The 11,916-nt window shown below is 38.6% G+C and carries 14 protein-coding genes and 2 pseudogenes; 10 read left to right on the plus strand and 6 right to left on the minus strand.

What is annotated here, in order from left to right:
- Positions 1-3: 3 nt before the first annotated feature.
- Both AA650_RS25555 and AA650_RS25560 read right to left on the minus strand, forming a co-directional pair.
- Entirely contained in the window at positions 4-345 is a 342-nt protein-coding gene (locus AA650_RS25555) for a hypothetical protein (RefSeq protein ID WP_053541447.1), read from the minus strand.
- 39 nt (positions 346-384) lie between these two features.
- A complete protein-coding gene (locus tag AA650_RS25560; RefSeq protein WP_053541448.1) occupies positions 385-1,347 on the minus strand; it encodes a tyrosine-type recombinase/integrase in 963 nt (320 codons plus the stop codon).
- A 93-nt stretch (positions 1,348-1,440) separates the two neighbouring features.
- Here AA650_RS25560 and AA650_RS27395 point away from each other — a divergent pair.
- From AA650_RS27395 to AA650_RS25580, 5 genes and pseudogenes are all read left to right on the plus strand, one after another.
- Positions 1,441-1,530 (plus strand): annotated as a pseudogene (locus tag AA650_RS27395) (DUF1993 family protein); the annotation flags it as partial.
- 298 nt (positions 1,531-1,828) lie between these two features.
- Positions 1,829-2,941, plus strand: a complete 1,113-nt coding sequence (locus AA650_RS25565; protein WP_053541449.1) for a tyrosine-type recombinase/integrase — start codon at positions 1,829-1,831, stop codon at positions 2,939-2,941.
- Positions 2,941-4,407, plus strand: coding sequence for a tyrosine-type recombinase/integrase (locus AA650_RS25570; RefSeq protein WP_053541450.1), 1,467 nt, complete (start codon positions 2,941-2,943; stop codon positions 4,405-4,407). The genes AA650_RS25565 and AA650_RS25570 overlap by 1 nt, the downstream gene beginning before the upstream one ends.
- A complete protein-coding gene (locus tag AA650_RS25575) occupies positions 4,400-6,850 on the plus strand; it encodes an integrase (RefSeq protein ID WP_053541451.1) in 2,451 nt (816 codons plus the stop codon). Before AA650_RS25570 ends, AA650_RS25575 begins: the two co-directional genes overlap by 8 nt.
- Complete coding sequence (locus tag AA650_RS25580) at positions 6,828-7,766, plus strand: DUF6262 family protein (protein WP_053541452.1); 939 nt, start codon at positions 6,828-6,830, stop codon at positions 7,764-7,766. Before AA650_RS25575 ends, AA650_RS25580 begins: the two co-directional genes overlap by 23 nt.
- Here the strand turns inward: AA650_RS25580 and AA650_RS25585 are convergent.
- Together AA650_RS25585 and AA650_RS25590 are read right to left on the minus strand one after the other, a co-directional pair.
- Complete coding sequence (locus AA650_RS25585) at positions 7,755-8,024, minus strand: WGR domain-containing protein (RefSeq protein WP_053541453.1); 270 nt, start codon at positions 8,022-8,024, stop codon at positions 7,755-7,757. The genes AA650_RS25580 and AA650_RS25585 overlap by 12 nt on opposite strands.
- A 175-nt stretch (positions 8,025-8,199) precedes the next feature.
- Positions 8,200-8,427, minus strand: a complete 228-nt coding sequence (locus tag AA650_RS25590; RefSeq protein ID WP_053541454.1) for an HNH endonuclease — start codon at positions 8,425-8,427, stop codon at positions 8,200-8,202.
- 266 nt (positions 8,428-8,693) lie between these two features.
- Between AA650_RS25590 and AA650_RS25595 the strand changes: the two genes are divergently transcribed.
- The 5 genes and pseudogenes from AA650_RS25595 (at position 8,694) to AA650_RS25610 (ending at position 11,146) form a co-directional block, all read left to right on the plus strand.
- Positions 8,694-9,515 (plus strand): nucleotidyl transferase AbiEii/AbiGii toxin family protein, encoded by an 822-nt coding sequence (locus AA650_RS25595; protein WP_242032301.1) that lies wholly within the window; start codon positions 8,694-8,696, stop codon positions 9,513-9,515.
- Positions 9,516-9,732: 217 nt separating this feature from the next.
- Positions 9,733-10,183, plus strand: a pseudogene (locus AA650_RS25600) (PPC domain-containing DNA-binding protein).
- 207 nt (positions 10,184-10,390) lie between these two features.
- The gene (locus AA650_RS27405; RefSeq protein ID WP_371723627.1) at positions 10,391-10,555 is read left to right on the plus strand and encodes a ribbon-helix-helix domain-containing protein; all 165 of its coding nucleotides are present in this window, start codon (positions 10,391-10,393) and stop codon (positions 10,553-10,555) included.
- A gap of 32 nt (positions 10,556-10,587) precedes the next feature.
- Positions 10,588-10,776, plus strand: a complete 189-nt coding sequence (locus AA650_RS25605) for a hypothetical protein (protein ID WP_053541455.1) — start codon at positions 10,588-10,590, stop codon at positions 10,774-10,776.
- A complete protein-coding gene (locus AA650_RS25610) occupies positions 10,769-11,146 on the plus strand; it encodes a hypothetical protein (protein ID WP_053541456.1) in 378 nt (125 codons plus the stop codon). Before AA650_RS25605 ends, AA650_RS25610 begins: the two co-directional genes overlap by 8 nt.
- A gap of 255 nt (positions 11,147-11,401) precedes the next feature.
- Here the strand turns inward: AA650_RS25610 and AA650_RS25615 are convergent, their stop codons facing one another.
- Together AA650_RS25615 and AA650_RS28490 are read right to left on the minus strand one after the other, a co-directional pair.
- Positions 11,402-11,743 (minus strand): hypothetical protein, encoded by a 342-nt coding sequence (locus tag AA650_RS25615; RefSeq protein WP_053541457.1) that lies wholly within the window; start codon positions 11,741-11,743, stop codon positions 11,402-11,404.
- A 20-nt stretch (positions 11,744-11,763) separates the two neighbouring features.
- Complete coding sequence (locus AA650_RS28490; protein ID WP_199924473.1) at positions 11,764-11,901, minus strand: hypothetical protein; 138 nt, start codon at positions 11,899-11,901, stop codon at positions 11,764-11,766.
- Positions 11,902-11,916: the final 15 nt, after the last annotated feature.

Consider the following 11,916-nt stretch of genomic DNA (forward strand, 5'->3'; position numbering starts at 1 on the left):
CATTTAAGAGTTGTCTGTAACTATGAATAATGATTCAACTAACTCATCAATGAGTTTACCGTCACTGGAACGTTTAAGTTGTTTAATATCTACGCGCACTTGTGAACCAGCTTCTACCTTTTCCAGTAGAAAGTCAGAATATTTTTCAATTGACTGTTTAGCTTGCTCCTTTTTCTTCCAGACTTGAGCCTCATGAAGCATACTTGTTACCCCAATAAATTCCTCTCCAGTTTTTTCATGAAAGTCATTATAATTGAATCTCACAGCATAAGCTTTGACTTCTGGCATTAACTGTAAGATGTATCCTAATTGTTTTTCTGGCTTTACACCAAACCCTTTAGCCATTTTTTTTACTTCTAAAAACTAACTACTAATAAAATATTATCACTTCCGTCTAGGAACACTAATAAATTGTACCGCTTGTCGTTTGGTTTCTTCACCCCGACGGTCATATCTAGCAGTTTGGTCAGTGGTGGCATGACCTACTAATTTCTGTACAGTCACAATATCAACACCAGAATCTAATAAATCAGAAATAAAAGTTCTGCGGAAATCATGGGGTGAAAATTCACTAACCCCAGCTTCTTTACCTCTTTTCTCCAAAATCAATAATACTGCCTGAGAAGAAAGTTGTCGTAGAGTAACCACACCTGCCTTATTAATATGACAAAATAATGCCCCCGCTTCTGGTCCCCTCACTTTTAACCAATCTTTCACCACCGTCACCGCCCCATCTGGTAAATAAACAGTGCGGTCTTTACTACCCTTACCACTGAGGATTTTGAGACTACCAGCCTTAAAATCACTCAAGTTTAAATTCACAACTTCCCCCCGACGTAAACCTGCACCTCTAAGAATTGCTATTAATGCCGCATCTCTATAACCAATGGGAGTTGGATCAGCAAAACATACTTGCATTAGGGCATCAATTTCACCCTCTGATAGACACCGACCCTTGAGTTCCCTCCCAGATTTAATACAGGGAATATCAACAGCCCTAGCGAAATCGTTGGCATCCATCAGTTCCAAACGCACAGTTTCTTTGAGTACCCGACGTAAAGCACTAAGCATTTTGTTGGCAGTTGCCGGGGCATATTTTTCCATCAAAATCACCCTCACAGCAGCGGTGTGTTTGTAGCGGAGTTTAGACCAGTCCAGAGTCAGCGCATCGCAAATATTACCCGTGAGGATTTTGGCGATCGCATTCAGGGCTTGTTCCATAGTCCGCCGAGAACCCGCACCCAAAGAAGCAAGGTAAACAGCGGCGGGGTGTTCAGTTAGGGGTACAGGAGCAGTCAAGGATAAAGAGACAGAATTTATTTCACCGATATCGGTAGAGTCAGCCATTACTTATGGGAAGATATGTTCTTACTACCTATATTCTCACAACTAATTTAACAATTTTGTCAGGTTTTTCCTAGCCTACAGGTTTCTTCTTGTGAAGTTTATTTTCATGTCACTACTGCTTATAACATTCTTAGACATTGTGGTGTAGAACTAGGTAAGCGCGATTTCCTTGGTAATCCTTAACTATCAGTAGGTTTAAAAATAAGTAGAGTTGGGATGCTTGTAAATGCAACAATACTCAATGCTGCAAGCAAACCACTCAAAATTTCCCCCAAGAAAATTTAATGATTCTCAAACCCCGACAAATCAAACAACGACAATTGGCCAATAGAAACATTACCCTTACCACCGCGATGATAACTAAGATGACATTTTGGTTATATAGACAACAACAACCACCTCCACAACATAGAAAAAACAACAACAACAGACCTAATTTTTGCGTTAGGGTAGAAACAAATTAATTTCCACAACGGAGAAAATGGTCAAAGTAGAATGGGCGATATCCCCTGACACAGAAGAAAGATTTAGCTGTGTCTTCGACCAAAAAACCTGCTTACCGATAGAGGCAATCCAAAGGTTTTTGAACTACTGTAGAAAACGACAATTAGCACCTAACACAATAAGTACATACGCCTATCGACTAGTAGACTTTTGGCGCTGGCTAGAATCCAAATCTCTCAATTGGTCTGAAATTGGGTTAAATGAATTAGCCGATTTTGTGAATTGGTACTTGCTAGGTAGTCAAGTAGAAGCCATCTCAGAAAAAGTCAGAGAAATAGTTGCCAAAAGAAGTCCTCGCACCGTCAATCAAGCAGTCACCGCCATCCAAGAATTCTATACCTATCACACAATTGAAGGCAGAATAGAAGAAAAACACTTCACAAAACTAGCACATCATTGGGGAAGAAGAGGAGGCTTTCTCAAAGGCATTGCCAAAAACAATCCACAAAAAAGCAAACGCATCAAAATAAAAGAACCGAAACAATTTAGTGGATGTCTACTAGACGAAGAAATTGCCACCTTAGCCAACGCCTGTACAACTTATCGAGACAGATTAATTATCATGCTGTTGCGTTCAACAGGAGTAAGAAGAGGAGAACTATTAGGATTACACCTAGAAGACGTAAAAGATTTAGATATCACTGGACGCATTCGCATTGTCCGCAGAGAAGACAACCCTAATAGTGCAATGGCAAAAGGAAGAGAAAGAGAAATCCCCATTCTACACCAACGGTCAGCCATTCAAGAGACCTTTCATGCCTACCTATTAGAAGAATATCCACATAGAGCCGAAACCTTGGGACATGGAATGTTATTCGTCAATTTATCAGGGAAATGGGAAGGACAAGCAATGTCTTTAGTTCGCCTAAATAAATTATTTGACCAACTCCACAAACGAACAGGAATTAAAGCACATCCCCACCTATTTCGCCATACCTTCGCTACCAGAATGTTGCAAGATAATTATCTTGACCAATATGTACAACAGCTTTTAGGACATCGTTCAATCGCCACAACCAAAGACATTTACAGTCATGTTCTTGATGAAATGACCCTAAACCAATACCTAAGAGAAGAAGAAGAAAACTAATGGCACCAGCATTTGCTCCAAAGACATTACAAGAGCGAATTAAAAACTCCGAACTAGGAAAAGAGTGGATGAATGACCCACTCATGAATCAAGATATTTGGTCACTAATAGAATTGGGTTATAGTCAAGAAGAATGCCGAATTAATGGACATTATCATCTCTACTTCCACAAAATTTCACTGCCTTGGTTAAAACAACTGACTCAACTAACAATTAGAGCCAGCATTCGAGAGAGATATTCCCTGGGTCGTATTATTCAACGACTAGGTTGTTTAAACCACTTAGCGCATTTTTTATATAACAATGGATATACCCAGCCCCAATTTTTAACAGAATCAATCCTCCATCAATTTATCAGCGAAATTAACAGTAATAATCGTCAGAATACAATTAACTATGCTCTCAATCTGTGGCGAGAAGAAAAGTGGCTAGAAATCGCCTTCACCCCCATCAGAATTTCCCAAAAAACACCCACAATCGAGACAATACCAGAAGAAGTTCTTTACCAAATCTACGAAAAACTTGACTTATTCCCCCCGACAATTGAAAGACTTTTTCGGTTACAATTAGCATTAGGTTGCCGCATTGGAGAAATTCTCACCATGCCACGCCATAGCCTCAAACAAGAAAGCGAAAAATGGTTTTTACTACGTTGGTTTGAAAAACTCAAACACTGGCGGTTTGTTCAGATTCATCCTCAAGTAGCTGAATTAGTTCAAGAACAGCAGAGATTTCTGGATACCCAATTTGGTAGAGATAGTGAATTCGATAAACTATTTTGTAACGTTTATAGTCCCCAAAAAAGTATTCCTTGGGCTGATAGAGAATCTGAAACAACACTGTGCTATCAACCCCAAACAATTACCAGATTAAAAATTAGTAACTGGCTAACTAAATTTCGAGAAGTAGCAAACTTAAAAGATAAATATGGCAACAGATTTAAACTCACTAGCCATATGTTTCGCCGCACCAAAGCCAGCATTATGGCTCATTGTGAAGTAGAAGATGAATATATCGCCGCCGTACTAGGTCACGGTTCCTTAGATATGCTACCTCATTATCGCCAGCGTTCACTAACCAGATTAGAAAAAGAAGCTAATCTCAAAGGTTATGTAGATATGTATGGTCAAATTACAGCTTTTAAACCCAGAAAAACCAGGTATGAAAAATTAGCAAATCTCCTCAAAGTTAGTACCCCTCTAGGAGAATGTCATCGTCCCACCATGTTAGGAGATTGTCAACATCGCTATGCCTGTCTTAGTTGTTCTCATCATCGCGTAACCCTCGAAGATAAATCCCAATTAGAGGCTGACTTAAACCGCTTACAGCAAGACCTGATTCAAGCTGAAAACAACGGACAAGCAAGACGAGTAACAGAGATTAATAACTTATTAGTTTTCATCAAAAATCGTTTTCAGGGCTTGTCAGAATTACAACATATTCAACACCAGAAAAATCATGGGTAAACGCAAGCATTTACCAATTTCAATCCACCAAACCCTTCACAGAAATTTATTAGTCAATTGGCAGACAGATTATGTTGGCGAATTTAATTGTCCCCATTGTCATCGCGGACAGTTAAGCCATTTCTTTTCCGACAAAAAAACACTTTGTCAAATTCAATTAGGCTGTGAACTCTGCCACACATCCACTCCCCTTTCCTGTCAAATTAGACAGTCTCCACCCATATCAATTCATCAAACTCTTCACGGAACTTTACAAGTCAATTGGCAGACAGATTATGCTGGCGAATTTATTTGTCCTCAATGTAATCAAGAAAAAATCACCAGCTTTTATAACAATCAAAAAGCCATTTCTAAACTGAGAGTCAAATGTCAATCATGCGCTAAAATAACCCAACTAACTTGTCAACTTCCTCAACATCCAAATATCTCAATACACCAAACCCTTAACGGAACTTTATCAGTTAATTGGCAGACAGATTATGCTGGAGAATTTATCTGTCCTCAATGTAATCAAGGTCAAATCACCAACTTTTATTACTCGAAAGGGGCTGTTTGCAAACTAAAATTGTCATGTGATTTTTGTCATCAGACAACTTACCTAACTGGTACAGTTAAACACTTACCCATTTCCACTCATCTAACTCTTCAAGGAACTCTATCAGTAAATTGGGCAGAAAAGTATGCTGGAGAATTTATCTGTCCTCAGTGTAATCAAGGTCAAATCAGCAAATTTAATTATACTAATGGACATAGTTGTCAACTCAGGCTAGGATGTAATCATTGTTCCCAAAAGACCCTCCTTTGTTGTCAAGTTCTACCTCAGATTCATAGTTATCGTTCCCATTTAGTTTGTCCTAATCCCCTCTGCCAGCAAATAGGACCAAATGGACAGAAAGGGTGGATTTATGAAAGCTTTCAAGCCAACAGCAGACAGAGTAATTGTCGCTGTTACTTCTGCCACATTAACTTTAATCCTCACGCCACAAGTTATAATAGTTGGGTTGGGTGTCAACAACAAGAAACCTTATTGAACTTCTGTTTTGATGATGATGTTTGGGATTTTCGTCATTTTGTCAAAAACTCACCCTTGAAAATCCTCAACTTTAAGTCAATTAAACCAGAATGGTTTCGTGTCAAAGTCAAGGAATATCTATATTCCTTACTCAAATCAGGTAAGTATTCTGCCATTGCCACACCGATAAATTCTCTAGTAGCTTTGCGTCAGTTCGGTCAAATTTTGCAGCAGAATCATATCCAAAATCTCTCTGAAATTCGCCGAGAACTAATCTTTAAGTTTCTCGACCTCAACCAAACAAATTGTAATCGGACTATTAGAGAAAAGCTATATATCCTCAAAGATTTTTGTGATTTTTTAGGATTAGAATCCCAAAACTTAGTTCGTCAGCGAGATATTCCTAAACAAACAGTTCAGGACGTGGATTGGTTGGATGAAATCACCCGTCAACAGATTAAACAGCATCTCGACCAAATTCCTGCTCCTCTTGCTCGTCATTATTTAATCCAAGAATATACAGCTGCTCGTCCCGCAGATATTTGTCAGATGACTTTTGATTGTTTAGTTGAAGAAAATGGTCAATGGTATATCAAGTTTTATCAGCATAAGGTAGAACGATGGCACAGACTCCCTGCCTCTCGTGAAATTAGACAAATCATTGAACAACAACAGCAATGGATGAGAAAAACCTTGGGCAAGGATTACCCCTATCTGTTTTGTCATTTTAGAAGTATTAAACAGAGTTCTTACCCATCTTTTCCTAGTCTTAAACCAATGCCCAAACCCCCTCATGTAACAGCAGCGCAAAACCCAATGGTTCGCCTGATTCGTCTGTTAATAGAGCGCGAAGACATTCGGGATAGCAATGGTATTAGACCCTACTTTACAGGTAAGATTACCCGTTCTAGTCGCCTCCAGGAAGTGAGGGCTAAACATGGAATGGAAGCTGCTCAACTCTATGCTGACCACCTCAATAGTGAAACCACATTTCAACACTATGCGCCTCCTACTAAGGAGCAAGTAGCGGCAGTAGATTTACCTTTTCAGAAACTACTACTCAATTCCCAAAACCGCTTTCTCCCTTGGCAAAGTTTACCTGAAAGCCTTCTTAAAAACCCTCAAGCCCACGAACTTGACCTGGAAATTTCACCGCGTCTGACGGTCTATGGTTATTGCACCCTTGACCCTAAAACCAACTGTATCTACAACCTCTATCCCAAATGTTACGGCTGTAGTAGTTTCCGCCCCAGTACCAGCAAATTACCTCTTTATGAACGGCAATATGCTGGAGAACACAAACGCATGGAGTCAGCTAAACAAGCCGGGGCTGCCCTAGCCTATGAAGAATCTCAGGCTACCCTAGAAGCAATGGATAAATGGCTATCAGATTTGAGGAAAGTTGCTAATGACGAAGCAACCATTACGTGAAAAACAGACTGCTATCCTGCGGGCAGCCCAACAACAGCGAAAAGAACTCAAACGTGAACAAGTATTTCGTGCTATTGAAGAGATTCAAAAAAGTGGTAAACCTTTGACTTTTCCTAACATTGCTCAAGTTGCTGGCTGTTCCATTTCTTACCTCTACAAATGGACAGAATTAACGGAATACATTCATGATTTACAGTCGCAAAAAACACAGCAACTCAACTCATTGGCGGAAAAACAACCTGGACCTCATAGTCTAAAAACCCTTTCTGAAGTATTCAAGCAACGAATTCGAGAATTGGAGGCTGAAAATAGAGAATTAAAGCGACAGAATCAGAATTTGAGAGGTCATGTTGCTGAAATTTTTGAGTTGAAGTCGGAATGTGAACGCTTACGAACACAAATTAAGCAGTTGACTATACCTGAATCATCCCCAAAAGTTGTTTCTTTCAACTCGGTTGCCCAAAAGTCAGATCATGGTGAACTCCAGAATCCATCTTTAGAGATTACTCATTTAATTACCGAAATGGGCATTAAAATCGGCGTTAGATTAAAACAGGAAATAGCTAAACATGAGCCAGAGAAAGTGAAATTGGCAATATCCGCTTTCAAACAGTATAGAAGCCATAATCACATTGAGAGTCCTGGTGCTTGCTTGTTGGCAATGATTCGTGATGAAGCTGAACCTAATGTTTCTCAAACAGCGATGACTCCTGAAGAAGATGAGTTTGAATGTTGGTATCGTCAGGCTATTGAGAGTGGTTTCTGTCAAGATGTTCCGAAAAAATATTTACCCATACAACAAGGAGAAATTATGGTTCGAGTCTGCAATGATAAATGTTTATCAGGCTATGAATTACAAAAGTGGCGAATAGCTAAATCGAAAATGGAAGATAATGAGGATTCATCAATTTCTTGAATCAGAGTCAACTATTTTATATCCGCGCTTTTCTCTTCGTTCTTGCAGCTTGTAATAAGTTATTAAAGCGGCTTGATAATTAGGGCAATCTAAATCTTTTGATTTGCCAAATCCTCGATGGACAGCACTGCCCCAAGTTTTGGTGATCATCCATTCTCCAAATATGTTTTGGCAAAGGGTTAAGGTGTAGAATCGTGTACCTCTTTGCCACTTCGATTGTAGCCATTTGTCAAGTTGATAGGCAATTTTTACTGTCATCTCAACCACGTTTTTGCTGTGATTATGCAAGACTCTTCAATACAGTGATGTTAACAACCTTGCTCTGTTTATACGGTACTGAATCAAAAATACAAGTTAAATTTTGTCAAGTTTTCTGTTTTGTTAAAAGGGAGTTATCATGGGTTACGTTGTAGAAGATTTTCATCAATATCAGTCACATCAAGGTTTCTACGACGTGGATTCTACATAATTTTGGACATAAAGCTATTAGATTTTCGAGTCTATTGTCTGATGGGTTTCTATTCCAATGATGAACTTGTAGGTGGGTACGACGTTGGGGGTTTTTATCAGGGGGTAGAGAGCGATCGCATTTTTGACAACGCCAACCTGATTTTTCCTTGATGGATTTAGCTAATTGTTTCCAATGTTTTGGATATACCATGATAGCTATTGAATCTTAATATCAGTGTTTCACTATTATTATATAATAACATTTTTGTTGATAAATGTACCAATAAATTACTATCCTTTCCTATTATTAGGATTTTATTAATGTTTTTGATAAATAGATATATGGGGTATAATTGCAATATTGCTTTAATTGACACTTATGACAAATAATTATTATTTATCAAAGCGAAGCCTGACTCCTTCTTCAATTTTCTTCCTATTCCCTGATTCAAAATACTAAACTCCAGTATACCCCCAATGTTAATTAAACCTCAAATTCAAACTCCAGAAAAATTACTGTTTTTAGAAAAATTATGTTGGCAAAGAGAAGATATAGAAAATCTTACTCCTTTAGAAATGCTGAGAATATATGAACGAGGGTGGCATTACCGGGGAGTTTTAGGCGACTTGAGCCATACAGAAGCCTTATTTGTGCAACAATTAGCTCAATATTATCATTCATGGTTAGGAGCAAAAATGTTTGAAAGGGAATTTCATCAAAAAATTTTAATTGTTCTTAATCAATTAAATGCTAATTTTTTATTAGAGTGTGGCGCGTATTTTGGCGGTGGGACTCTGGTTAGTTTAAATCATGGGGAATATAGATTAAGCAAGGATATAGATTTTCTCTGTTCCACTGGTACTGGCTACCGATTACTGCGCCAAAAAATAGCTGAAAATCAATATCATGCCCTTTTCAACACTCAAAATAATCTCAACCTCCCCGGAGAAATTAAAGCTGACCAGTATGGAGTAAGATTTGCCATTGTAGTTGATGAAACTCTGATTAAATTTGAGATAATTATGGAAGGACGGATTGAATTGGGAGAGGCAGATTATCCCAGTTGGTCGCCTGTCCCATGCTTAAATCAAATTGACAGTTTTGCGGAAAAACTTTTAGCTAATTCTGACAGATGGAATGATTCCTCGGTAGAGTCGAGAGATTTAATTGATTTGGCGATGCAAAGGCTCAATTCTCCCATTCCTCAAGCAGCTATTGAGAAGGCAGAATCAGCTTATCCTGTAATTGAACCTTTAAAAAAAGCGATAAGCTGTTACGCATTTGCTTTTTTTGCCTAAAAGCCTTACTACAAGGACTCTAGGCTGCAAAATATTAAATTTAGCTGCGTAACAGCTTATCCTTTTTCCAAAATCACCCCAATTATCGAGACAAATGTTTTACGGCTTTGAGAATTGCCGAACCTAGTAAAATTATTGATGGTATTGATTTAATGGCGGCTGATTTTAATTTAAACAAGACACCTAGAACATTTAACGAATCTCAACAAGACTGGGAATGACGAAACTATTTGCAATTAGGCTTAAACCCAATGAAGATTTAAAGCAAAGTCTCAAGGACTTTAGCATACAGCAAAATATTCAAGCTGGGTTTATATTGACTGCCATCGGCAGCTTAAAACAAGCAACAATTCGCTTTGCTAATCAAGATCATAGTACAGTTTTGAGCGATAAGTTTGAGATTCTTTCTCTCAATGGGACAATAGCAAATAACGGCTTACATCTCCATATCGCCATTGCCGATTCACTCTTGTCAAACTATTGGTGGTCATCTTGATAATGGATGTATTATCTACACAACTGCGGAAATAGTCATTGGCGCTACTGAGGAGTTTCGCTTTCTGAGAACTTTTGATAGCGAAGCGCTGCTGCAAGCAGTTGAGGAAACAGGCTATCAAGAATTAGAGATTGAATTATTGAATTTTAAAATCATTAACTGCATTACTTAAGTTGATTCAGGTGGATTCATGTCGTTAAATATAAGCATATATTTTATTCAGACATTACAAGGATTTGAAGGAATGCAAGAGGTTTACATCAACTTGGCTATAGTGGTATAGTAACTATAAGTAACGGCAAATGTCAACATTATAGGAGCAAGTCACCGCAAAAGGTTATAACTAACGTTAGAGGACGCTGGTTATAGCAGAATGATTGTGGCTACTAAAAAACCTAAAGTGAGCATTTATTTACCACCGGAACTAAAAACACAGTTAGAAGATTGGGCTGAGGAAGAAAACAGGAGCGTTAGCAATCTTGTAGAAACCGTCCTCAAGGACGCAATCTCTAACAGACAACAGCAAAAACAAAAGGCAAGTTAGAGCGATAGCTCCGCTCGCCGAAGGCATCGCCAATGACCAATGATGAAAACATCTCAAAACACGCAGTAACCCACCCTAAAAAATGCCGTGAAATAGCAGATAAGTATGGATGGAATCTACTGCGAGTAGAAACGACAAAATCTAAAGTCCTTAAATTCGACTGTGTTTTTGAGGGTGATACTCAGTTTCCTAATTATCAAGAGGGTAACAAAGATGAGTAAGTACATTATTTTCAAAGCTGAGGACGCAAGCGCCCAACAGTGGGAGCAAATGCTATTAGCTCACACAGGTGCTTGTACAGATATTCTTGCAGAACACTATGACAGTTCTAAAAAAACAATTCCCCAGCCTGGGTACAGATTGAGAGATTTTCACACAGTTGAAAAATTTATTGACCCTCAATTTCCAGGTGCAAGTACCCATAGCAGGGTAGGGGATTGGGAAGTAACAAGGGTTGAAGAATATATCCCCAATTTACCTGCTGGTGGGTTTGAGTTAGTAGTTATCTGTTACTGTCACTACTCCCCCGTGATTACTCCATTAGAACCATTGTCAAGACTTCAGTTTGTACAGGAACTACAGCAAGTTTAGTGATTCCTGCGGAGCGCTTCGCTATCGCACCTTCTACTCTCGCTAGATTTTCCCGCCGCCGGGAAAACAACATTATTTATTTTTATCGGTGGTGATGAAAATAAATTTTTCCTCTATTGCCTCTATCATTGGCAATAGAGGAATTTACAACTTATTAATTCTCTATATTTTGGCAATTCGGCAATGACGTGAAACGCGAGAATGGAACAAAAATACCAAATAGTATATAGAATACAGGAGGTTTAACCCTGGCAATTATTCAGGATTTTCCAACAAAGTTGAAGCCACAGAAATATCATATCTTTGTCCTGTTTCTGTAATTTGGAAGTCCAGAATAAAATACTTATTATCAGAGAAATGCTGATGTTTCCTAGTAATTAGTTCATCAATCATTTGTCTAACCTGATGCTGAGTTTCTGCATCTTCTGTGGGCAAATGTTTTTCTAAGAAAGCCTCAAGTATTGGTTGTTTTTCTGATTCAGTCGCCAACGCAGTGTTCCATGCTATTGCAGCCAAACTGAATAATGATTTACGCCTTCTCAATGTGCTTACATTATCTAAATACGGAGCAACGAACTGTTGGAGAATTTCTGACATTTTTGGAGCGCCCTTGGGTTCTATCGGTATATTTGCAGCCAATTCCCCAAATCCCCCTCTACCATCTTCTTTCTCAGTGCTTCCAGGTTTTTCTGCTTATCTTGGGAACTCTGTTTTTGTTTCATCAAATCTTTAAAATCCTGAGACTTTCTCGCCATAGTGCATCTCCTGTT

The organism is Anabaena sp. WA102 (assembly GCF_001277295.1).
In the GTDB taxonomy this organism is placed as follows: Bacteria; Cyanobacteriota; Cyanobacteriia; order Cyanobacteriales; family Nostocaceae; genus Dolichospermum; species Dolichospermum heterosporum.

What these genes read in the sequence shown, in the direction of transcription:
- AA650_RS25590 (WP_053541454.1), bottom strand. Translation starts at nt 8,427, where the DNA reads ATGGTATATCCAAAACATTGGAAACAATTAGCTAAATCCATCAAGGAA.
- AA650_RS25580 (WP_053541452.1), top strand. Translation starts at nt 6,828, where the DNA reads ATGACGAAGCAACCATTACGTGAAAAACAGACTGCTATCCTGCGGGCA.
- AA650_RS25585 (WP_053541453.1), bottom strand. Translation starts at nt 8,024, where the DNA reads ATGACAGTAAAAATTGCCTATCAACTTGACAAATGGCTACAATCGAAG.
- AA650_RS25555 (WP_053541447.1), bottom strand. Translation starts at nt 345, where the DNA reads ATGGCTAAAGGGTTTGGTGTAAAGCCAGAAAAACAATTAGGATACATC.
- AA650_RS25565 (WP_053541449.1), top strand. Translation starts at nt 1,829, where the DNA reads ATGGTCAAAGTAGAATGGGCGATATCCCCTGACACAGAAGAAAGATTT.
- AA650_RS25570 (WP_053541450.1), top strand. Translation starts at nt 2,941, where the DNA reads ATGGCACCAGCATTTGCTCCAAAGACATTACAAGAGCGAATTAAAAAC.
- AA650_RS25605 (WP_053541455.1), top strand. Translation starts at nt 10,588, where the DNA reads ATGACCAATGATGAAAACATCTCAAAACACGCAGTAACCCACCCTAAA.
- AA650_RS25575 (WP_053541451.1), top strand. Translation starts at nt 4,400, where the DNA reads ATGGGTAAACGCAAGCATTTACCAATTTCAATCCACCAAACCCTTCAC.
- AA650_RS25595 (WP_242032301.1), top strand. Translation starts at nt 8,694, where the DNA reads ATGTTAATTAAACCTCAAATTCAAACTCCAGAAAAATTACTGTTTTTA.
- AA650_RS25610 (WP_053541456.1), top strand. Translation starts at nt 10,769, where the DNA reads ATGAGTAAGTACATTATTTTCAAAGCTGAGGACGCAAGCGCCCAACAG.
- AA650_RS28490 (WP_199924473.1), bottom strand. Translation starts at nt 11,901, where the DNA reads ATGGCGAGAAAGTCTCAGGATTTTAAAGATTTGATGAAACAAAAACAG.
- AA650_RS25560 (WP_053541448.1), bottom strand. Translation starts at nt 1,347, where the DNA reads ATGGCTGACTCTACCGATATCGGTGAAATAAATTCTGTCTCTTTATCC.
- AA650_RS25615 (WP_053541457.1), bottom strand. Translation starts at nt 11,743, where the DNA reads ATGTCAGAAATTCTCCAACAGTTCGTTGCTCCGTATTTAGATAATGTA.